The sequence below is a fragment of the Limibacter armeniacum genome (assembly GCF_036880985.1).
GTDB classification, from domain to species: Bacteria; Bacteroidota; Bacteroidia; order Cytophagales; family Flammeovirgaceae; genus Limibacter; species Limibacter armeniacum.
Genome location: NZ_JBAJNO010000009.1, coordinates 2,405,954 through 2,429,229, shown reverse-complemented (window position 1 = coordinate 2,429,229; position 23,276 = coordinate 2,405,954). Strand labels below are relative to the sequence as shown.

The 23,276-nt window shown below is 38.8% G+C and carries 17 protein-coding genes; 13 read left to right on the top strand and 4 right to left on the bottom strand.

Annotation, left to right across the window (positions count from 1 at the left end):
- Positions 1-214: 214 nt before the first annotated feature.
- The 3 genes from V6R21_RS27940 (at position 215) to V6R21_RS27930 (ending at position 7,243) form a co-directional block, all read left to right on the top strand.
- Entirely contained in the window at positions 215-3,334 is a 3,120-nt protein-coding gene (locus V6R21_RS27940; protein WP_334246793.1) for a SusC/RagA family TonB-linked outer membrane protein, read from the top strand.
- A gap of 67 nt (positions 3,335-3,401) precedes the next feature.
- A complete protein-coding gene (locus V6R21_RS27935) occupies positions 3,402-4,859 on the top strand; it encodes a SusD/RagB family nutrient-binding outer membrane lipoprotein (protein ID WP_334246792.1) in 1,458 nt (485 codons plus the stop codon).
- A gap of 197 nt (positions 4,860-5,056) precedes the next feature.
- Positions 5,057-7,243 carry a beta-N-acetylhexosaminidase gene (locus tag V6R21_RS27930; protein ID WP_334246791.1) on the top strand — a complete coding sequence of 729 codons (2,187 nt, stop codon included), beginning with the start codon at positions 5,057-5,059 and terminating at the stop codon, positions 7,241-7,243.
- A gap of 108 nt (positions 7,244-7,351) precedes the next feature.
- On the opposite strand, the gene V6R21_RS27925 is transcribed toward V6R21_RS27930, so the two are convergent.
- Positions 7,352-8,683 carry a LamG-like jellyroll fold domain-containing protein gene (locus V6R21_RS27925; RefSeq protein WP_334246790.1) on the bottom strand — a complete coding sequence of 444 codons (1,332 nt, stop codon included), beginning with the start codon at positions 8,681-8,683 and terminating at the stop codon, positions 7,352-7,354.
- 223 nt (positions 8,684-8,906) lie between these two features.
- Between V6R21_RS27925 and V6R21_RS32435 the strand changes: the two genes are divergently transcribed.
- Positions 8,907-9,122, top strand: coding sequence for a cysteine-rich CWC family protein (locus V6R21_RS32435; RefSeq protein WP_408613093.1), 216 nt, complete (start codon positions 8,907-8,909; stop codon positions 9,120-9,122).
- Between the two features lie 4 nt (positions 9,123-9,126).
- Positions 9,127-9,804 carry a DNA alkylation repair protein gene (locus V6R21_RS27920; RefSeq protein ID WP_334246789.1) on the top strand — a complete coding sequence of 226 codons (678 nt, stop codon included), beginning with the start codon at positions 9,127-9,129 and terminating at the stop codon, positions 9,802-9,804.
- A gap of 43 nt (positions 9,805-9,847) precedes the next feature.
- Here V6R21_RS27920 and V6R21_RS27915 read toward each other — a convergent pair whose 3' ends face one another.
- A complete protein-coding gene (locus tag V6R21_RS27915; protein ID WP_334246788.1) occupies positions 9,848-11,329 on the bottom strand; it encodes an SDR family oxidoreductase in 1,482 nt (493 codons plus the stop codon).
- 205 nt (positions 11,330-11,534) lie between these two features.
- Between V6R21_RS27915 and V6R21_RS27910 the strand changes: the two genes are divergently transcribed.
- On the top strand, positions 11,535-13,037 hold the full coding sequence (locus V6R21_RS27910) for a magnesium chelatase (protein WP_334246787.1): 1,503 nt from the start codon (positions 11,535-11,537) through the stop codon (positions 13,035-13,037).
- A 63-nt stretch (positions 13,038-13,100) separates the two neighbouring features.
- Here V6R21_RS27910 and V6R21_RS27905 read toward each other — a convergent pair whose 3' ends face one another.
- A complete protein-coding gene (locus V6R21_RS27905; protein WP_334246786.1) occupies positions 13,101-13,742 on the bottom strand; it encodes a GNAT family N-acetyltransferase in 642 nt (213 codons plus the stop codon).
- Positions 13,743-13,817: 75 nt separating this feature from the next.
- On the opposite strand from V6R21_RS27905, the gene V6R21_RS27900 reads away from it, so the two are divergent.
- From V6R21_RS27900 to aroA, 7 genes are all read left to right on the top strand, one after another.
- On the top strand, positions 13,818-14,444 hold the full coding sequence (locus V6R21_RS27900; protein ID WP_334246785.1) for an L-threonylcarbamoyladenylate synthase: 627 nt from the start codon (positions 13,818-13,820) through the stop codon (positions 14,442-14,444).
- 133 nt (positions 14,445-14,577) lie between these two features.
- The gene (locus V6R21_RS27895) at positions 14,578-15,912 is read left to right on the top strand and encodes a UDP-glucose dehydrogenase family protein (protein ID WP_334246784.1); all 1,335 of its coding nucleotides are present in this window, start codon (positions 14,578-14,580) and stop codon (positions 15,910-15,912) included.
- Between the two features lie 128 nt (positions 15,913-16,040).
- Positions 16,041-16,991 (top strand): UDP-glucuronic acid decarboxylase family protein, encoded by a 951-nt coding sequence (locus tag V6R21_RS27890; RefSeq protein WP_334246783.1) that lies wholly within the window; start codon positions 16,041-16,043, stop codon positions 16,989-16,991.
- A gap of 74 nt (positions 16,992-17,065) precedes the next feature.
- Positions 17,066-17,818, top strand: a complete 753-nt coding sequence (locus tag V6R21_RS27885; RefSeq protein ID WP_334246782.1) for a cyclase family protein — start codon at positions 17,066-17,068, stop codon at positions 17,816-17,818.
- A gap of 186 nt (positions 17,819-18,004) precedes the next feature.
- Entirely contained in the window at positions 18,005-18,382 is a 378-nt protein-coding gene (locus V6R21_RS27880; RefSeq protein WP_334246781.1) for a hypothetical protein, read from the top strand.
- Between the two features lie 112 nt (positions 18,383-18,494).
- Positions 18,495-19,226 (top strand): lipoyl(octanoyl) transferase LipB, encoded by a 732-nt coding sequence (gene lipB, locus V6R21_RS27875; protein ID WP_334246780.1) that lies wholly within the window; start codon positions 18,495-18,497, stop codon positions 19,224-19,226.
- A gap of 48 nt (positions 19,227-19,274) precedes the next feature.
- The gene (aroA, locus tag V6R21_RS27870; protein WP_334246779.1) at positions 19,275-20,492 is read left to right on the top strand and encodes a 3-phosphoshikimate 1-carboxyvinyltransferase; all 1,218 of its coding nucleotides are present in this window, start codon (positions 19,275-19,277) and stop codon (positions 20,490-20,492) included.
- A 59-nt stretch (positions 20,493-20,551) separates the two neighbouring features.
- On the opposite strand, the gene V6R21_RS27865 is transcribed toward aroA, so the two are convergent.
- Positions 20,552-23,257, bottom strand: a complete 2,706-nt coding sequence (locus V6R21_RS27865) for a hypothetical protein (RefSeq protein WP_334246778.1) — start codon at positions 23,255-23,257, stop codon at positions 20,552-20,554.
- Positions 23,258-23,276 lie beyond the last annotated feature (19 nt).

Genomic DNA, 23,276 nt, shown 5'->3' with positions numbered 1-23,276 from the left:
AATGAATTAATTTAGATAGGTGTGTCAAAAATACGCTTTTATTCTATTATTTCTTAGACGAATGCAGTTTATCTTTTTGATGTTGTCGTTTGGAGGGAGTTCAGTGTAGTTCAGCTAATTTATTATCCCTTAACAAGTGTGAACGATAGATTTACTCACAAGAAATTTATTGGCCCCGCGCCAAAAACCTTTCATCAATAAACTCGATCCGAATATGAAAATGAAATTACTCATGATGCTGAGTGCTTTGCTACTAGCGTTTGGCTCAGCTAATGCACAAGAACGGGTAATCACCGGCCGTGTCACAGATGGTGACAGCAGTGATGGATTACCTGGTGTAAACGTATCAATCAAAGGAACGACTAAAGGAACAATCACAGATTTTAATGGTAAGTACTCTTTGAATGTAGCTAATACAGATGTGTTAGTGTTCTCATTTGTTGGATACATTTCACAAGAAGTAACTGTAGGAAACCAATCGGAGGTCAACGTAGGTTTACCAGTAGATGCTGAACAGCTAGAAGAAGTTGTGGTTACAGCGTTTGGTATGGAGAGGGAAACCAAAGCATTGGGTTACTCTGTAACAAAAGTAGATGGGAAAGGACTTGCACTTGCAAAAGAACCAAACGTAATCAATGGCTTATCTGGTAAAGTAGCTGGTGTACAAATAACAAAGACAGCAGGTGGTGCTGGAGGTTCTGCAAGGGTTATTATTCGTGGTAATAATTCACTTAGTGGAGATAACCAACCCCTGTATATTGTAGATGGCGTGCCAATTGATAATAGTTCATTCTATGCAGCTCCAGGATATTGGGATGGGGGAATTGATTATGGTGATGGTATTGGTGATATCAACCCAGATGATATTGAGTCAATGTCAATTTTAAAAGGTCCTTCAGCTGCCGCTTTATACGGTTCAAGAGCTGCTGGTGGTGTAATTATTATTACAACAAAAACAGGTAATAGAAAAGGTAAAAATGGTATAGGTGTGGAATACAACGGTAATATCACATTTGAAAGTCCATTAGTATTACCAAACTACCAAAATAAATATGGGGTTGGAACACAAGGGCAGATCCCGTCTACATTAGCAGAAGTTAGAACTTATGGTGGTGATTGGACTCCTGCTAGCTGGGGTGCAGAAATGCAAGGACAGACTTTTATAGACTGGATGGGAGAGGAAAGAGCATATTCTCCTCAGGAAAATAACATATCAGACTTTTTCCAGACTGGTAAAACAATTACTAATACGATAGCGCTTACAGGTGGTGACGACAAAGCAAACTTCAGAGTTTCATATACTAATCTTCAAAATAAAGGTATAGTCCCAACAAGTGAATTTGACCGAAACTCATTAGGCGTAAGAGGGATGATTAAACCAACTGAAAAGTTGACTATTGATGCAAAAGTAAACTACTTCCAAGTTTCTGGTTATAACAGAACCATGATGGCAGAAACGATGGAGAATCCAATGTTTGCATTTGTGAATATGCCTCGTTCAGTAAGAGTTGAGGATCTAGAGAACTATGCTATTGTAAATGGAGAGCATTTAAACTTTACAAATAACCTTTGGAGACAGAACCCTTATTTCTCATTAGATAAAGGTTATAATGATGACTTAAAAAAGAGAACGCTTGGTTTTGTATCGGCAAAATATGAGTTCACAAATTGGTTGAGCCTACAGGTGAGATCAGGTTTGGATACTTGGACTCATGATAGATATACAAGAAGACCACAAGGCTCAGAGGGTTTTGTATATGATCCAGCAGGTAGAATCACAAAGAATGCATATGCTGTTTCAGAAATGAATACGGACTTCCTATTCGTTGCTAAGAAACAATTGTCAGCTGAACTAGATGTGACAGCTACATTGGGTGGTAATATGCTACATCAGCAGACAAAACATACGTTTGCTCAAACACCTCTTGCATTGAAAGGTGGTTGGTCTTCGTTTAATAATGCTGCTAGTTTGACTGGTCAGGAAAACTATTTTGAGAAGAAAGTGAACTCAATGTATGGCATGGTAAACCTTGCATATATGAATACTTTCTTCCTAGATATAACGGCGCGTAATGACTGGTCTTCTTCTATTCCAGATCAATCATTCTTCTACCCTTCCGTAACAGGGGCTGTAGCTTTTTCTGAACTGTTGAATATTGACGAGAGCGTTCTGACTTTTGGTAAAGTAAGAGGTTCTTGGGCGAAAGTGGGTATTGATACAAATCCTTATGCTCAGACAAAGCCATATACAATCAACACAAGTCAAGTGTATGGAGGTCAGACAGCAGTCGTTCCTGGTACATTCTCTGATGGATGGTGGTCAATATCAAATGTAGTGCCTTCTCAGGATTTGTTACCTCAAGAGACTATTTCATACGAAATTGGTTTAGATCTGAAGTTTTTCAATAACCGAGTAGGACTAGATGCAGCATATTATGATGCTTCTACAAAGAATCAAATTTTGCCATTGACATTGACTCCTTCTTCAGGAGCATCACAATTGATGATTAACAGTGGAGAAATCAGAAACAGGGGTTTTGAGGTAGCGTTGACTCTAACCCCAGTAAGGTCTGCTGACCTTGAATGGAATGTTGGCTTGAATTACACTAAAAACAAAAATGAGGTAGTAGCACTTGCCGATGGGTTAGAAAGTTATGAGCTAGCAAACGTAAGAGGTGGAACTGCTTATATATATGCTAATGTAGGACAAGCATATGGTGATATCGTAGGCTTTGATTATATAAGAGATGAAAATGGCTTGCCAATGGTAGATGCAAAAGGTGATTTAGCAAGAGAACGTAAAACATTAGGCAATATCACTCCTGATTGGATGGGAGGTATCTCTAATAGTATTAATTATAAGAATTTTGCATTCAATGCAGTGGTTGATATGAAAATAGGAGGAGACTTGTTCTCTTACACTAATTTCTACTCACATTTTAATGGAAACCATGAAAACACTGTAGCTGAGCGTGAAAGTGGTATTCAGGTAAATAACAATGAAACAATTGAAACTTGGTCTGCACAGGAGTTCTATTATGAGCATGTCTATAATGAAGGTTATGAGAAGATTATCTCTCCATTTGTAGAAGATGCAAGCTATGTAAAACTTAGAGAGCTAAGTTTAGGATATAGACTACCTAAATCAATTACAGATAAGGCAGGTCTTCAGGAGGTTACATTCTCTTTAGTAGGTAGAAACTTAATGTTCTTATACAGTGGAATTAAGGGGATTGATCCTGAATCTTTGGTAAGTAGAGGGTCTATTGGAACTGAATTCGCAGCTGTACCATCTACTAAAAGCTTTGGTTTCAATATAAATGTGAAGCTGTAAGAAGGGGTAATATCCATTTTCAATTGAATTTTAATCATAGACCTCATTAAAAATGAACGGAATAGATATGATAAAGAAACTCTTGGTGGCAGGTGCCCTTATGACAGGAATGGTTTCTTGTACCAATGATTTTGAAGAAATAAACAAAAATCCGAATGTACCAACAGAGGATAAAGTAGCAGCTGAATATTTGTTTACAACAGCCTTGGCTACAACTCACCCAACTGGAGTTTGGCAATATAGACTTAACTCATTAGGTACAGAGGTGATGGCTTTCCATACTATTGATGCTTTTGGCAATGCAACAAACTATGGCACTAACTCAAGAGGTTGGGTAGCTGAATATTGGAGACAATCTTATCAGTTAGTTGTAAACCCTTTAGTTTCTGCATACAAAATTGTAGACGCAGGAGAAGCTACAGATAAAAATCAATTAAAAGCTATCATTAATACATGGAAAGCATATTATTTCCATAGAATGACGGATATGTATGGAGATATTCCATTTTCTGAAGCAGGACGTGTTGATGAGGGAATCTACAAACCAAAATTTGATAGACAGGCTGATATATATGCAACGCTAATCTCAGAATTGGGAGATGCAGTAGATACATTGGAAATTGCAAGGGGAAATACATCAACATTTGGAACTCAAGATATTTTGTTTGATGGAGAGTATGAGAAATGGTACCGCTTTGCAAACTCTCTTAGGTTAAGGCTAGCAACAAGATGGGGGGATACACAAGCAGTGAATGAAGCCCTTTCTAAAGATTTGATTGATCAGGTTGGGTTTAATGTTGCAGACCGTTTTGATTCATCAGATGGGATTTCAGATGGTGAAAATACAAATGGTGATTATGTAGCACTTGCATGGGGAGAAGCAAATAAGCCAACAGCAGCAATGCTGAATATCATGCAAAATAGAAATGCTGATCCCACTGATGATGACCCTCGTTTGATGCGCTACTTCGTTAAAGGGACGGATTCACTAGGAGTTGAAGTTGGGTATAAGTCAATTATTACAGGGGCGGATTACACAGGAGCATATTCTAATTCAGAGTATACTACAATTAACCCTGATTATATATTTGGTCGTATCACACCAGCATTGATTATGGATGCTGGAGAAGTATACTTCCTGAAAGCCGAAGCTTTGTTAGTGACAGATATTACTGCAGCAAAAGAAGCTTATAAGATGGGAGTTAATGCTTCATTGGAATATTATGATCTTGACAGTGATGTAGAAACAAGCTATCCAGAATTTTGGAGTGTGCTATCAGCTAATTTTGATACAAATCCAAAAGAAGCAATTATTACTCAAAAATGGGTAGCATTGTTCTCAAATGGACCAGAAGCTTATGCTGAAATTAGACGAACAGGTTATCCAACCTTTGTTGAAGGTGAGGATTATGTAGGAAGTGGACAGATGCCAACGAGAATCGATTATCCTGATTTCGAGTATACATCTAACGGAGATAATGCAACATCAGCGGCAAGTAATACATCTGGCTTCTGGTGGGATTAATTGAGAAATCTTTTCTTATAAATATTAGCAGGAGGACTTAAACCCTCCTGCTAAATTTTCCTGATTTTATAAGATAACAATCAGCATACGAAAAATTAATTGACCTTATTATCAACAGAACAATTACTAAATGATCTGATCTAAGTAGGTGGATCCATATTTCACTAACTAATTGGATAAAAACCAAATCACTGAACATGTACAAGAAAATTATTGGTGTTGTTGTATTCTGCTGGATGGCGTGTTTAACGGTAAAAGCTCAAACCCCAAAACAGGAGGTTGACCTGATGCCACTTCCTGCGAATGTCCAAATGGCAGAAGGGAAATTCAGGTTGCAAACAGACTTCAGACTTGCACTGCATGGTACTTTTGATAAAAGACTTTTTGGAGCTTCTAGCAGGTTTTTAAGCAGGTTAAGAGATAAGACAGGGTTGTTTCTCCCTCAGGATTTTGTAGGTCTTGATGATATAGGAAAAGAAACAAATCTGAATATATATGTAAAGAGGGAAGGTAAAGTTGTATTGGGAGAGGATGAGTCCTACACCTTAAAGGTGGAAAAGGATGGCATCACGATTGAAGCTGCAACTGACCTTGGTGCATTGAGAGGGCTTCAAACACTGATACAGTTGGCAGAGGCTGACTCAGAAGGATATTATTTTCCTGCATTGACGATCAAGGACAAACCAAGGTTCCCATGGAGAGGTATTATGATCGATGGATCACGACACTTTATGCCAATAGAGGTTATTAAAAGAAACCTTGATGGAATGGCAGCTGTGAAGATGAATGTTATGCACTGGCACCTGACTGATGATCACGGCTTGAGAGTGGAAAGCAAAGTGTATCCGCAAATTCAGGAACGTGCTTCAGATGGAATGTACTATACACAGGAACAGGTCAAAGAGATAATTACCTATGCCGCAGAAAGGGGAATCAGGGTAGTACCAGAGTTTGATGTTCCAGGACATGCAACGGCTTGGTGTGTAGCTTTTCCTGAATTAGCAAGCTCTCCTTGGCAGTATATGAAAGACCAAGAAGGAGGGAAAAGTGAAAAAAAATTGGGAGAAAGTCCTTTGGCATTGGGTGATGCACCAAGATTGCCACCAATGTATAAAATAGAGAGACATGCAGGTATTTGGGATGCGACACTAGACCCAACCAATGAAAAAACTTATGAGGTGTTGGGTAATTTCCTTAAGGAGATGATGACACTGTTCCCTGATGAGTATGTGCATATTGGTGGAGATGAGAACGAAGGTAAGCAATGGGATGCCAATCCTAAAATCCAGAAGTTTATGAAAAAGCATAAGCTAAAGGATAACCATATGTTGCAAAACCACTTTAATGAACGCTTGTTGAAAGTGATTCAAGATGGAGGTAAACGTATGATGGGATGGGATGAGATCTTGGTGGAAGGGTTACCTAAAGATGCGGTAATCCAATCATGGAGAGGACATGAGTCGCTTGTAAGTGCTGCGAAAGATGGCTATCAGGTACTGCTTTCAAATGGCTATTATATTGACTTGATGCACCCTGCTGCTGACTATTATTTGGTAGATCCTGTACCGGCAGAGGTGGGACTTAGTGAAGAAGAAGCCAAGAATGTATTGGGTGGAGAAGCTACTATGTGGAGTGAGTTGGTAACACCTGTTACAATTGACTCGAGAATGTGGCCAAGATCAGCTGTCATTGCAGAGAGACTTTGGTCTCCTAGAGAGGTGAATGATGTAGATGATATGTACCGTAGGTTGGATATCATAAGCCTTGAGCTTGAAAGAGTAGGCCTGACACACTTGACTTATAGAGAAAAATTGATGCGAAATATTACGGGTGGTAGAGATATCGGGCCTGTAGAAGTATTGGTAAATGCATCTGTGCCTTTCCGTTTTTATAACCGGAATTCACAAGGTATGATGTATACTACTTACGGATCTCCATATACACTGTTGGCAGATCTCTGTGGTGCTGATGCAGTGGATGCTCTTCATTTTAACAATCTTGTAGATACATATGTAGCTACGAATGATCGGGAGGTTAAAAAAGAGATGCAAGATCAGCTAAATGTATGGATAGCAAATGATCAAAAAATCAAGAACCTAATCAAGGTTTCTCCTATCCTGAAAGATGCTGAACAAGCTTCAGCTAATCTGGCAAAAGTATCAAGCATTACTTTGGAAGTACTTTCAATGGAAGGAACACCTGACCATAAGTGGTATGAAAGTAAGTTGAAAGAATTGGAAGCAGCACATCATGATGGACCATTCACTGAGAAATTCTCTTCACCAGAAGATGTGGAGACAAAGGTCGGAAGCCGTACTTCACTGTTAGCAGTAGAAGGAATGATTAAGTTATTGAAGTACAAAGCGGATAAGATTGACGGTTAACTAGATAAAAAAGGCAGAAGTAAAACTTCTGCCTCCCCTTGTAAAAATGAACAGTTAGAAAACCTAGTAGGTAGTTTGGAAAAGGCTAAGCAGTATGCTTAGTCTTTTTTATTGTTCAGCAGAGATAATCCTGAACTCCACCCTTCTGTTTTGCTGTCTGCCTTCATCAGTGTCATTGGTGTCAACTGGAGAGTTTTCTCCATATCCCTTCGCTGTTATACTGTTGGGACTGATTCCTTTTGATAAAAGATACTTTCTTACAGCATTGGCCCTAGCTTCGGAAAGCTGTTGGTTGGCAGCGTCGCTTCCTACATTATCAGTGTGTCCGGCAATCTCTACTTTAAGTCCAGGGTTTAATGTGAAAATTTGCAGTAGCCTATTTAGCTCCGTGTAAGAGTTTGGGCGGAGTGTTGCCTTAGCGAAATCAAAGAAAAGGTTTTTCAGTTTAACAACTTGCCCAGCTTCTAATGGAACTAAGTACAGGTCACGTCTGACAAATGTATTAGCATAAAGGTTGGCAGAGTTTAGACTGTCACTGATAGAAACAAAACCATCTTTTTGTGCATAAATAATATACTGAGGGCCTACTGGAATAAATACCTCATACCCTCTTTCAGGGTCGGTAATCGTAGCCGTAGCCATTTCCTCACCTGTATCAATATCTTTAACTGTTACATCAGCAGTTACGGCTTCTCCAGTAGCTTGATTAAATACAGTCCCTTCTAAGTAGAAACTATTGCAAGGTGCATTATCCCAGAAATGAAGTTTATTGATTTCTTCTTCTGAGAGTGCTTTGTCAAATATTTTCACCTGATCAATAGCACCTCGGAATGCACGGTTAAGTCCTAGTTCTTGCCTTCCCACTCTTATTGGCAGTGTTGACTGCTGGTTGATACCTTGTGATTTCTGAAGTCCTTTTCGCTCCAGTTTGCCATTGATATAAAGGCTGATTTTATTAGGAAACTCCCATACAGCGACAATGTGGTGCCATTCTTTAGCATAAAGAGAGGTTTTTCCATATACACCTACTTCTGCTTCTACACCATTGCTAACCGCAAAAAGTAACTTATTACTTGGACTTAAAAATAAGCCAAACTGGTCCTGCTCTGTTTGCCCAGGTTTTCCCCAGCGACCCAATAACATTTGAATATCATCATCAGAATCACTTTCAGGTCTGACCCATACTGAGACACTCAAGCCATTGACTACTTTATTCAGTTTGTCAGGTGCAGGTATTTCCATTACATGATCATTGCCATTAAAACTGTAAGCGCCAGACGTACATCGAAAACCGTCATTGAAGATTGCCCCTCTTACTTTTCCTTCAGTACCATTGATTACATCCTTTGCATTCTCATCGAACGGTAAGTGTAAGATTGGTTGTTGTCCAAATAGATATACAGGCAGTATGAATAACAGTAGTAGTATACTTTTTTTCATAGCAGAAATATTATTAATTGTGATGTGTGAAATTGTATTCTCATTAGAAAAAAATAGTCTTGATTAAAGAATTGCAAAGATTGGGCTAAAGTGTTTGGTTTAGGAGATGAGAAAGGGTTTCAGAACAAATAGTGTGTAAGTTTTCTGATTCTTTTTGATTCATATAGAGAATATTAGATGCTAACAGATGCACAAAGTTGTGACTTGAAAAAATATACAGATTATGCAAAAGCATGAGACAAAACAATGCAAACGGTGCGGAGCCTCTTTTGAATGCAAAACCGGTTCAATTACAGAATGCCAATGCTATTCGGTGAAATTATCACGTGAAGAAGGAGAGTATGTGGCGGAACAGTTTGAGGACTGTTTATGCGCAGCTTGCTTGCATGAGCTGAAAGATGAGTTCAAAGCCAAACAGAAAGTTGATCTAAAAACCTGAAAGCATGAATTACCCAATAGAGGCACTAATCAGTCAGATGCGAGAAAATGCCAATCCTAATATTGCTCCTTCTATGAAAACCTATATGAAAGAGCAATTTGAGTTTTTTGGAATCAAATCTCCTGAAAGGAATGCGCTGCTGAAGCATTTTATAGAGACATATGGACAGCCTGATTATTCTGAACTGGAAGAGGTGGTAAAGGTATTGTGGAATCAGCATGAAAGGGAGTGCCAGTATGTGGCTTTGGAGTTGGCTAAAAAACAGAAGCGCCATTTTACCATAGAGTCATTGTCATGGTTTGAATGGATGATCGTAAACAAATCATGGTGGGATACAGTGGATGCAATTGCTTCCCATTTAGTAGGAGCACTGTTTAAGAGGTATCCCGAACTAGTTTATCCAACAGTGGAAAAATGGATGGTTTCTGATAACATGTGGCTTAAGCGGACTTGCTTGATTTTTCAACTGAAATATGGCAAAACTACTGATGAGGACTTACTTTTTTCCTGTGTTCAGGATTTACGTGAGGTGGATGACTTCTTTATTAGAAAAGCAATTGGTTGGGCACTCAGGCAGTATGCAAAAACAGCCCCTAATACAGTTGTAGATTTTGTGGCTCGTATTCCACTAAAACCCCTTAGTGAGAAAGAAGCCTTGAAACATATCAGGTCAGAAAATTAAAAAAGGAAATACTTTTAATAGAGTATTTCCTTTCTGTAGTAGTTTAAGCTGGGTTGGTAGTGATCACTGTCAAAGGAGTGTCTCTGTAATTGATCAGTCGCTTTGCCATTCCAGGGAAAATGAAAATATGCATTGGGTAGACTAAGTACCAATATAGTCTGCCCCAAATACCTAGAGGTCGGAAAGTTGCTTTTTGCATTAAAACTTTTCGGAAAGGGTTTTCCTTTATTTTAAATTCTAGCCAGGCTTCTCCAGGCAGCTTCATTTCTGCAAAAAGTAAGAGTCTTTTATTTTTTCTGTCAGCTAGTAGAACTCGCCAAAAATCCAATGCCTCTCCTGCTTTTAAGTCAGAAGGACTTCTTCGTCCTCGTCTAAGCCCCACCCCTCCTACTATTCTATCCATAAGCCCACGAAGTCCCCATAACCAACTGGCATAATACCAACCTCGTTCACCACCAATGCCCCATATATTGTCAAGTACCTCTTCTGTATTCCGTTCAAACTCGAAATACCTTTTGTCTGTAAAACAACCATACTTTGGAACTTGTATAAAGTCCATAAAGTCTTTTTGTATTGGGCCTTGTATGGCATCTATCCAACTAGAAACCACTTCATTTTGCTCGATACGCTGAAAGGCAAGTTCTAACGCTTCCCGATAGGAAAGCTTTTTGATCGGAACAATGTCATCTATTCCTTCATGTAAACATGTCACCTCATTGTGCATACTATCTACTAGGTTTCTAGCCAGACGGAACGATGTGGAGGTGACAAAATATAACCAATAAGAAGACAACCTTGGAGTAAAGACTGGAACGGTAATAATACGACGTTTCAGGTTCCTGACATTAGCGAACGCAAGTAGCATTTGCTTATAGGTAAGAATGTCTGGCCCGCCAATATCAAATACACGGTTAAAGGCTTCTTTTTTCAATAAGACCCCATCAAGGTATTGGATGACATTTCTTATAGCGATAGGTTGACAACGTGTTTCGACCCATTTGGGAGCAATCATCACAGGAAGTTTTTCCACCAAGTCACGGATGACCTCAAATGAAGCACCACCTGATCCAATAATAATCGCAGCTCTTAGTACAGAGAGAGCTGCCTTTGAAGTTCGAAGGGTTTCTTCTACTTGCTTACGAGAAGTGAGGTGTTTGGAGAGGTCATTGTCATTGCAAATACCTCCTAAGTAAATTATTTGTTGACATTTCGTTTCGTCAATATAGGAAACAAAGTTTTCGGCAGCTTTACGTTCCAGGTCTGAGAAATCTCCAGTAGCGCTACTCATAGAATGGACAAGGTAATAAGCAGCATCTATATCTCTTGGTAAGCGATTGAGTGTAAAACTGTCCAGTAAATCGGCTTCAATTACTTTTACTTTGTTCAGAAATTCCTGATCGAAGTCTTCTATATCAAATCTGCGATGGTCTCTTACCAGACATACTACCTCATGCCCGTTTTGAACCAATACAGGTAATAGTCTTCTGCCGATATAACCTGTTGAGCCAGTAAGTAGTATTTTCATAGCTTTTGGATTTTATAAAAACTGACGTAATTGGTTGAAAATATGATAAAAAGAATATCATATTACTTAATCTAATAACCTTATGCTGTTTAGAATTGTTGAATAAAATGTTTGGGGGCCATTGGCATTTTGAGTGTATTTGGTGGTTACCCAAGGCTTTGATGAAATTGCTTTTACATTTGGCTATATAATACCATTACGATCTATGAACTACAGAGAAATTCCTACAGATCAATTGCTCAAGATAAAAACACTTGGTGAGCTTAAAGCCGCAGGTTATCAACCAAAGACCATTAAGCAGGAGCTCAGGCAGAACCTGATCATTGCCTTGCGAGAAGGTAGAGGTGTTTTTGATGGAATACATGGTTATGAGGAAACCGTTATACCTGAGCTACAAAGAGCAATTCTATCTTCGCATGACATCAACTTGTTGGGTTTAAGGGGACAGGCTAAAACCCGCTTGGCTCGTATGATGATCAATCTGTTGGATGAGTATATCCCTTATATTTCAGGTTCTGAGCTGAACGATGATCCACTACGACCACTTTCTCGATATGGTAGAGATATGGTGGAAGAAAAGGGCGATGATACTCCAATTGCTTGGATGTACCGAAGCGAGCGTTATGCGGAGAAGTTGGCAACTCCAGATGTTTCGGTCGCCGACCTTATTGGTGATGTAGACCCTATCAAAGCCGCAAACCTGAAGTTGTCTTATGCTGATGAGCGCGTAATACATTTCGGTTTGATTCCTCGATCAAATCGTTGCCTTTTTGTTATCAATGAATTACCGGACTTACAGGCAAGAATACAGGTGGCACTTTTCAATATTTTGGAAGAAGGTGATATCCAAATCAGGGGTTTTAAGCTAAGACTCCCTTTGGATATACAATTTGTGTTTACGGCAAACCCAGAAGATTACACTAATCGGGGAAGTATTGTAACGCCTTTGAAAGACCGTATTGCAAGCCAGATTATTACGCATTATCCTGAAAGTATTGAGATTGGTAAGAAAATTACGCAGCAGGAAGCGGATGTGAAACCTGAGCAGGCTGAAATGGTGGAGGTCAATGAAATCGCAAGAGATTTGATTGAACAAATAGCCTTTGAGGCAAGGGAAAGCGAATATGTAGATGAAAAAAGTGGGGTGTCAGCTCGATTGACAATTTCTGCTTATGAAAACTTGCTTAGCGCGGCTGAAAGGCGGGCATTAATTAATGGAGAAACTCACACACATGTCAGGGTTTCGGACTTTTGGGGAGTGTTGCCAGCAATTACGGGAAAGGTAGAGTTAGTATATGAAGGTGAACAGGAAGGTGCTGGTATTGTTGCACAAAATCTGATTGGAAAGTCTATACGGACAATGTTTTTGAAATTCTTCCCAGACCCCGAAAAGGAGAAAAAGAAAGAGCAAAATGTCTATAAAGAGTTGCTTGACTGGTTTGAAGAAGGTGAAGGAGTAGACTTGCTTAATGATGCAAGCAACAAAGTCTACAGCGATACCCTTAAAGGAATCAGAGGGCTTTCAGGTATCATCAAGAAGAAGTATAGCAAGGCTACAGAAGCAGAGCAGCTTTTCATGATGGAATTTGTTTTACATGGCTTGGCTGAGTACTCTATGCTGAGTAAGAAGATGCTTGTATCAGGTGTTCATTTTAAGGATTTATTCAGCAGTATGTTTTCACTTCCGGGTGAAGAAGATGATGAATAGGTAAAGATATAGTGTTTATAACTAACTAAAGGTGTTTCATGCTTTAAGGCAGAAACACCTTTTTTATGAGTGCTGCTTCTTCCATTCTTCCAAAAAAGCATCATCATAGTATTCATAGGAAGTTTGAACCTCTTTTATTTCAAATCCAACCTTTTGGTAAACGTTCAGTGCATTGGGGTGGTCATATTCACAAGTATGAAGCCACAGTTTTGTTATTGGATTATTCCATGCTTTCATAATTCCCCATTTCAGGAAAAATCCACCTATTCCTTTTCCTGTGAAAGCTTGAAGTAAACCGAAGTACAGTATTTCTGGTTCACTCGTGTCCCATTGCGAAAATTCAATAAACCCAGCGAAATGGTTTTGATGAAAAATTCTGAAAATTTTATTGTGTGCACTTTTGAGTTCAGCGTTTAGCTCTGTTTCAGACAGTAAAAGTCTTCCAGTCCACCCCCAAGGAGACCCTACTTTTCTGTAAATTTCCAAATACTCAGATGCTGTAGGATAATTCCATTCTTCTATATTTACATTTTCAGGTGTAGCGGTTACAATATGTTGTGGACGGGTATGCATCTCAAGATACGTAGTTTTTACAGGTATTTTAATCAAATTTTTCATGTGACATTTCATTGAATTCTTGTAGATTATAATTGAATTTTTTTCAGAAGTTTTTAAATTCGGCACATGCATTGAAAATACCTCCATGTTGCCTTTTTAGGATAAATCATTTTGTAACAAAGAATAGACAATGTGAATTACCCTAAAAATAAACTCAAAAATATGGCAGAATTTTTACGAATCAATCCCGATAATCCTCAGGAAAGGAAACTAGAAGAAGTAGTGGATGTATTACGGGCAGGAGGGCTTGTTATTTATCCTACTGACACTGTTTATGGCATAGGTTGCGATCTATACAATCAAAATGCTGTAAAAAGGCTATGTCAATGGAAGGGGATCAACCCTAAGAAAATGAACTTGTCCTTTATATGTTATGACCTTTCTGACATTACAAATTATGTGAGAGGAATGGATACACCAGTATTCCGTGTATTGAAAAAAGCTTTGCCAGGGCCTTTTACCTTTATTATGGAAGCCAGCAGCAAAGTACCAAAGATTGTAGGGGTAAAAAAGAAGCAGGTTGGTATCAGGGTGCCAGATCATAATATTCCAAGAGAGTTGGTAAGGTTGCTAGGCAATCCAATTATTACATCTTCATTGAAGACTTCAGACGAAATATTGGAATACCCAACAGATCCTGAGCTGATCGCTGAAGATTTTGGTAATGATGTAGACTTGGTAATTGATGGTGGAGCAGGGCATAATATGGCTTCCACTGTAGTAGATTGTACCTCTGGAGATTTTGAAGTACTGCGGAAAGGACTAGGTGATATTGAGTTATATTATTAAAAAACTGAAATAGATGCGTTTTAAATCTCTTTCGCCGTTTGTAAATTGAAATGAGTTTTACATGGTGAAAGCCCAACTATAATTTATTGTATTTAATAAACCAAAAGGCCTTTTATCTCAAAAAAAGACAAATATGAAAATTGCTGTTGTAGGAACAGGATACGTTGGCTTGGTATCCGGAACATGTTTTGCCGAGACTGGTAATCATGTAATTTGTGTTGACAATAATGAGGAAAAAGTAGATAAGCTTACAAACGGACGTCTGACAATTTATGAACCAGGTTTGGAGCTTCTTTTTCACAGAAACACAAAAGAAGGCCGTTTGACATTCACAACTAATCTTGAAGAAGCGGTTCGTGAATCTGAAATCATTTTCCTTGCATTGCCAACACCTCCAGGTGAAGATGGTTCTGCAGACCTATCGTATGTTTTAGGTGTAGCTGAAGAACTGGGGCATATTATCAGGGACTATAAGGTAATTGTAGATAAAAGTACAGTACCAGTAGGTACTGCGGAGAAAGTAACTGCTGCAATTGCTAAGCATGCAAAAGTAGATTTTGATGTTGTGTCAAATCCGGAATTTTTGCGTGAAGGTGTAGCTGTAGATGACTTTATGAAGCCTGATCGTGTAGTGATTGGTACTTCTTCTGAGCGGGCAAAGAAAGTAATGCACAGGCTATATGAGCCATTCGTACGTCAGGGTAACCCTGTATACTTTATGGATGAGCGTAGTGCAGAAATGACAAAGTATGCAGCTAACTCTTATCTAGCTACACGTATTACATTCATGAATGAGATTGCGAACCTTTGTGAGAAATTGGGCGCAAATGTAGATATGGTTCGTATTGGTATGGGTAGCGATAGCCGTATCGGTAAGAGATTCTTGTTCCCAGGTGTTGGGTATGGAGGGTCTTGTTTCCCTAAAGATGTTCAGGCATTGGCAAAAACAGCAAGGGAAAATGATTATGACTTCAGATTGCTACACTCTGTGATGGATGTCAATGATCAACAAAAGTTTGTGTTGGCAAATAAAATCAAGAGACACTATGGTGAGAACCTGAGTGGAAAAACAGTGGCTATTTGGGGCTTGGCATTCAAACCGAATACAGATGATATTCGTGAAGCTCCAGCAATTTATATCATTGAGGAGTTATTGAAAGCAGGTGCAAAAGTGAGAGCTTATGACCCTGAAGCAACAGAGAATATGCAAAAAATCTTTGGTGATCAGGTAGACTTTGTGGACCATCGTTATGACGCTCTGAAAGATGCAGATTGCTTGGCTATTATTACTGAATGGAGCATATTCCGTACACCGGATTTTGAATATATGGGAGAGTTGATGAAGGAGAAAGTGATCTTTGACGGTCGTAACCTTTATCATTTGGAAGACATGAAAGCATCAGGGTTCTTCTATAACAGTATAGGTAGAAATGAAGTGCCTAATAAACAAGTACAGACGCAGTTCTAATTTGTAGGTACAGGGAAAATCTCTGAAGGATTACCTTCAGAGATTTTTTTTCAATCATGGCAACAGCAATATTGCATGATTTACTGATAAGCTAGACATTTCCATACCAATTATAAATTTATAGATTGATGAAAAGAGTGCTAATTACGGGAGCTGCTGGGTTTTTGGGTTCTCACCTATGTGATCGTTTCCTGAAAGAGGGTTTCCATGTGATCGGAATGGACAACTTCCTGACAGGAAGTGCTGATAATATAGAACACCTGTTCCCTAATAAGAATTTTGAATTTTACCACCATGATGTAACTAAGTTTGTTCATGTTCCTGGTGACCTAGACTACATATTACATTTTGCATCTCCTGCTAGCCCAATAGACTACTTGCAGATGCCTATTCAAACATTGAAGGTTGGTTCATTGGGTCCATATAATCTTTTAGGGTTGGCTAGAGTAAAAAATGCTCGTTTTGTAATTGCCTCTACTTCGGAAATCTATGGAGATCCAAACGTACATCCACAACCAGAGTCTTATTGGGGAAATGTAAACCCGATCGGTCCTAGAGGGGTATATGATGAGGCGAAACGTTTTCAGGAAGCAATTACTATGGCATATCATACATTCCATGGTGTAAATACTGGTATTGTAAGGATCTTCAATACTTATGGCCCTAGAATGCGTTTGGATGATGGTAGAGCTTTACCAGCGTTTATGAGTCAGGCACTTAGAGGAGAGGATATTACTGTATTTGGAGATGGAAGTCAGACACGTTCCTTCTGCTATGTAGATGACTTGGTTGATGGTATATTCAAGCTTACGATGAGTGATTACCATGACCCTGTCAATATTGGTAACCCTCAAGAAATTACAATCAAAGAATTTGCTGAAGAAATTGTAGAGCTTATTGAAACAAATAGCAAAGTAGTCTATCAGCCACTTCCTAAGGATGATCCAAAACAGAGAAGACCAGATATCAGCAGAGCAAAAGAAGTATTGGGTTGGGAGCCAAAAGTGCAACGCTCAGAAGGATTAAAAATCACGCTTGAGTACTTCAAGGAGAAAGTAAACCCTAAAGTAGGCGTTTAATAAAATATTTAAGCCTATCAGGACCTAATATGATATAGGGCTTGGTAGGCTAATTTTTTTGAATTTAGGATATAATGATTGTATCTGTAGAACTGAACCAAACAACACATTCTTTTCAATTAGATTGCCCAATAGATATTTCTATTCCAATTCAGGAAGGAAGCCAAAATCCCAATTGCTATTATGCAGCTCCTGTAAGAATTGAGACAATCCGGATGGGGTCATTTGTAGGAAGTATAGCAGATGGCGGAAGCTGTGAGTACAAACAATTGACGATTACACCTCACGGAAATGGTACGCACACAGAATGTCTTACACATGTGGCAGGGGGTGATCTAACCATAAATAAAGCATTAACAAAAGGACATTTTGTAGCCCAACTTCTGACAATAGAACCAGAAACTGTAGGTGAGGATATGGTATTGACCTTTGAGGCTTTTATGGCAGCATGGCAAAATATTGAAGTGGAGGCAGTAGTAATAAGGTCATTACCAAATACTGCTGATAAACAGCAAAAACAATATTCAGGAACAAACCCTCCATATCTTTCTCATCAGATAGGCGTGTTTTTAGCAGAAAAAGGAGTGAAACATCTTCTAGTAGATTTGCCGTCGGTAGATAAAGAAGTGGATGGAGGTCAACTAAAGATGCATAAGGCTTTTTGGTGTTTACCAGAGAGTCCAAGAGAGGATGCTACAATCACAGAACTGATATATGTCCCCGATAAGGTAAAAGATGGGTTGTACTTGCTCAACCTTCAAATTCTTAACTTGGTATCAGATGCAAGCCCTTCAAGACCTGTGTTATACCCCGAGGTACTGAAATGATAAAATGCTGATAATATCTATTCTAAAAGTTATATATTTGCCATACTGCGATTACGCTCTTATTATAGATATTGTAGGAATATAAACTTCAAATACTGTAAGAAGAGCAATTGAGGAAGTAGCTTGAAAACGGAAACCTAACAGTATCACTTTTTTTTATCGAATAACCTTCATAACTACTCATATATGACCACGGAAGAAAAGAAAGCATATTTGCTTCTGAAATCTGTTATCTTTCATAAGCATGGCTTGGATGAATCAGAACAACAAATTCTGAATGAAACAGCTATAAAACTGGATGCTCACACTGAGTTGGATTGGGCAAACCAGTTTATCGAAGAAGATTACTGCAATGCTTTTGAGAGAGCTAGGGCTTATTTACTGGATAAAATGATGGAGTTGGATAAAGATGTGCGTTTGGACTATTTGAGTAAAGTATGGGAGGCAAACGATCAAAAAGGATATGTTAGTGAGATAGAAGCAACAGCAATGCTGAAACTGGCAGCTGATTGGGATATTGAGCGAGCATTTATCAATGCAATTAAAAGTTTGAGTGCTAAATGATAACTACTAATTGCAAACATTAAATCCCCAATAAGGTTTCCTCTTTCAGTAACGAAAGAGGTTTTTTTGTTTTAAATAAGAAAGGCTTCAGCCTGACAGATATAGAGTAGCGATGGAAATAAATAAAAAGACAGAAGTAAGGAACCTTGGTACAGTCAGCTATAAAGAAGCTTGGGATTATCAGACTGAATTGTTTGAAGAAACAGTACAGCAGAAACTGGAGAACAGGCGCAGAAGTGATAGAGGGGAAGCTGAGGTTACGACTAAGAACTATTTGTTATTTTGTGAGCATCCGCATGTATATACATTAGGGAAAAGTGGTAAAGAAAACCATTTGTTGCTGAATGAAAGTGGGTTGAAGGAGAATCATGTTGAGTTTTTCAAAATCAACAGAGGTGGTGATATTACGTATCATGGTCCGGGGCAAATTGTAGTTTACCCGATTTTGGATTTGGACCATTTCTTTACAGATATCCACAAGTACATGCGTTATCTGGAAGAAGCTGTTATCCTGACATTAGCGGACTATAATATTCAAGCTGGTAGAATTGAAGGCTTGACAGGTGTTTGGATAGACTTTGAGGAAGGGAAGACCAACCCTAGAAAGATATGTGCAATGGGGGTGAAAACGAGCAGATGGGTAACCATGCACGGATTGGCATTTAATGTTAACACAGACCTTTCTTATTTTGGAAATATAGTGCCTTGTGGTATTTCAGATAAAGCAGTTACCTCTTTGGAGCAAGAGTTAGGGAGACAGGTGCCGATAGAAGAAGTAAGAGTAAGACTGCAAAATCATATTGCCACACTTTTTGAAATGGAAATAATTGAACCTACAAAATAAAGCTGAAAGTCAGTTTTCGGCTTTTACCACTTAAACTAAACAGAAAGAATGAGTCGAGTAAAAGTAACCCACCCGACAGCAAAAATTGATGTAACAATTCCATTGACTTCGTCGAAGAGTGAAAGTAACCGTGCATTGATTATTCAGGCATTAGCCGAAGGAGGAATTGAATTGAAAAACCTTGCAGAAGCAAGGGATACACAAACCATGATTCGCTTGCTGGCTTCAGAGGAACAAACCTTGGATGTATTGGATGCTGGTACAACTATGCGCTTTTTGACTGCATGGAGTGTTGCTACAGGTCGTGATACAATCATGACAGGAACCGAACGTATGCAAGAGCGCCCGATTGCTATTTTGGCAGAAGCCTTAAAAGAATTGGGAGGAGACGTTGAGTACTTGGGGAAAGAAGGATATCCTCCATTACGTATCAAGGGGTTTAAGCAGAAAACCAACCAGATCTCAGTAAAAGGAGATGTAAGTAGCCAGTATATTTCTGCTTTGTTAATGATTGCTCCGGTATTGCCAGAAGGGCTTGAACTGAAGCTTCTGGGAGAAGTGGCTTCTCGTCCATACATTGAGATGACATTGCAACTGATGACGTCATTTGGCGTTGATTGGAAATGGGATGGGGATACCATTACTGTCGCTCATCAAGCTTATCAAGCTGGAACTTTTACGGTAGAGTCCGATTGGTCTGGAGCTAGTTATTGGTACAGTATAGCCGCTTTGGCGAAAGATGCCAAGATCAAACTCTTGAACCTACGTGAGGAGTCGTTGCAAGGAGATAGTGCCATAGTTGAGATTATGGAGAAGCTGGGGGTAAACTCTACTTTTGATGCAGAAGGTGTACTGTTGACAAAAGGGACTATTTCTGAAGACTTTGATTACGACTTTACACATTGTCCTGATTTAGCACAGACAATCGTCGCACTTTGCGCTGCTTTAGGTGTGAAGGCTCGTTTAACAGGGTTAAAGAGTTTGAGAATAAAGGAGACAGACCGAATTCAGGCACTTTATAATGAGGTGAAGAAATTAGGTACTACCATTGAAGTGATTGGTGATGACGAAATTATTGTACCTGTAGGACAGTTGAAATTTCCTGAAGGAGTTACGGTAGATACTTACGAAGATCACCGTATGGCAATGGCATTTGCACCACTGGCTCTTGTGCATCCTGTTGTTATTGAAGAACCTGATGTGGTAAAGAAATCATATCCTAGATATTGGGAACATCTTGAACTGGCAGGGTTCGAGGTTGAATAAATCTACTATATCAGGAAAGAATAAGAACGGCACTATTTAAAGTAGTGCCGTTTTCTTTTTTAATCATTAGGAATGAGATAGGCTTCCAGTTTTTGCTTGTGTACAGTGTAAACTTTGAAGGCTTTTTCTGATGAAACATATTCCATTCTAATATTTTGGTTACTTGGTAATGGCTTATCTAAAACAGGTTCACCATTTATGTAAAACAAGTATGTGAGTTGTGTTTCTGGTAATGTAAAAGATAAGACTTCTGCATCTACTCCAAAATCGAAGTATTGTATAATTGGGTCATGGTTGAAAAGGTGAGGTACTTTGAATATTAATTGGCCTCTTTGGTTTAGTACTTTAAGAACCTTTCCATTTTGAACTGTCAATAACCACTTTTTTTGCTCAATCTCATCAACAACCATTTGGAAATAACCATTTGGAAATTCTTCATGAAGCTCTAGACGCTCAGTGACTTTTCCATCTTGATCAACTGTAGCAAAAGCACCTTCATCGCTGATAAAACCAAAGGATAATTGGTTGTCATTTTTTTGGAGTGACCCATTTGTACTGACAGGAATGCCAAATTGCATAGGAAAGCCTTTAATAGGCTTACCATTTATATCAAAAGCAGAAACTTTTCCTTTATCAGACAAAGTAAAAAGATAACCTTTGCCGTTGGCTTCTTTGTAATGAGGAGGAGTAACCAATGGCTCCAGTAATTTTTGGGGTGCCCATCCTGAAAGAAACTTACCGTCGGTATGTGTAATATACATTTGCCCATAACCATCTACAGCAGCAAGGCAGTATTGCTCATTCTTTTTAGGGTGTTTAAAAGCCATAAACTGCTCAAACTGAATATAGGGAGGCAATGATAGGGGAAACCCTCGATGCATCTTTCCCGACACAGTGATAGCATATATTTTATTGCCCGCAGCAAAGGTGATTAGGTCTTCCTTTTTGCCAAAGTAATGAAGCTTGTGTATGCCTTCTGCTATAGGAGCATCCAAGTTAAATGCCCACAATTGATTTCCTTTCGTATCAGCACAGATCAGCTTGTTATGTTGATCTTGAAAAAGAATATATTGATGATCCAATAGGATCAATTCATTTAATAGCCTGTGGAAGGTCTTCGAAAAAACTTTAGCAGGAGTGTCTTTTTGCTTGAGTGGGATCTGTTTATATGTATTATGAGTGACTTTAAATGCTGTTGTACTGTCATTAATCGTCAGGGATAGGAATTCAAAGTCGAGTAGTTTTCTTCTTTGCAGGTTCAGCTTTTTCTGCCATTCAGGTGTTAAAGTTGATAAGAAATTTTTCCACGCAGTTTTAGTTTGAATAGCTAGACTAAAGGTACTTTCTCCGTATTGATCACTCACAATGGATGAAAAATGATCTTGTTGCGTCCACACCTGTTGAAGTTCTTGAGACCTGATCCACTCTTGAATTGTTTCCAAACTGTTGGCTCCCACCAATAGGTTATGGTGAAAAGTATAATAAAACTTAGGGTACCCTTTGAAAAGCTTACCAAATAAGGCAGCAGGAACTTCCGTCATTTCCAAACTGAAAATCGTATGACTTCTGTAGTCCTTTTGGTAAGCGGATTCATTTTTCTGCTCCTCAAATAGCTCTTGAAATGTATCAGTAGCTTTTTGTATGTTTTCAACTTTACAAAGGAGTAATAACCCAGCTTCCCCACTTTGCTCTTTATAAGTAACGACTTGTCCAATTTCTTCCAGAATGTTTTCATAAAAATCATCCAAGTCAAAGCCTAATGCATTAATACGCTCACGTGTAGCCCTAGCCTCTGGTGATATTGATTCTAACTGTTCAAATGCCTGTTCTCCAAACCTTTCGCCATCCGTTATACCAAACCGGAAATAATAAGCAGCCCCATTCGGAATCCACTGTAAAAGCTTGTTGGGTGTAGGATGTTGCCCATTTGTAAGGAAAGAAAGATAGGTGTCTTCTTCATTTTGTTTATGCTTCTGACTGGCTAACAAAAGCCCATTAGGTGCCTGTAATAGTGATACTCCAGTACCTTTATAAATATCTTTTAACCAGCTTAATGAGCTATTGAGTTCAGGCTGAAAGACTTTGTGGAATAAGCCATTAATCTTATGAAAGTCAATATAGAGGTGATAGCCATCCTGTTGATAGGTGTATTTTTTAAGTCTATGTGCATCAGGGTAAAGTTTGGCTTCTTGGCGAATAGCAGATTCCACCATTACACCATCCCAACTACCTATCAGGTGATCTTTTACACGAGCAAATACTAACTTTCGCCCTTTTGACATAGGAACCTCCCAAATTGTATGTTTACGGTACTCCCTTTTTGTAGGTGTTTGCTTGAGCTTTACTTGAAAGTGAGCAGCAAGTGTATCTGCATATGTAGTCGTTTCAGATTGGTTTATGGGAAGAATAACAGAGAAAGCATATGGTTTTACACCTTCTGTACTGACTGTTAAATAAGCTTTTCCTTCAGCAACTTGGTGTGGAAATACAGAACAAAGTTGTATGATTTCGTCTTGAATACTTGCAGCTAGTGGTATTTGAGAAAGGCTTTGCCAAACACTAAGTGTATCCAAAGAAGAACAAAACCCATTAAGATTATCAGATTCAGCGACAATAACACTACTCTCAGGAATCAATTCCCAAGGGTCTGCGGATCGTTGTTTCTCTTGAAATGAAAAGGCTAGTCTGATTGCTATGTATAATAACCCAATAACAGCCAATGTAGCTGCTAACAGGTGTTGATCTTCCTTTTGTCTCAACCACATATTATGCTCATTTATTCAT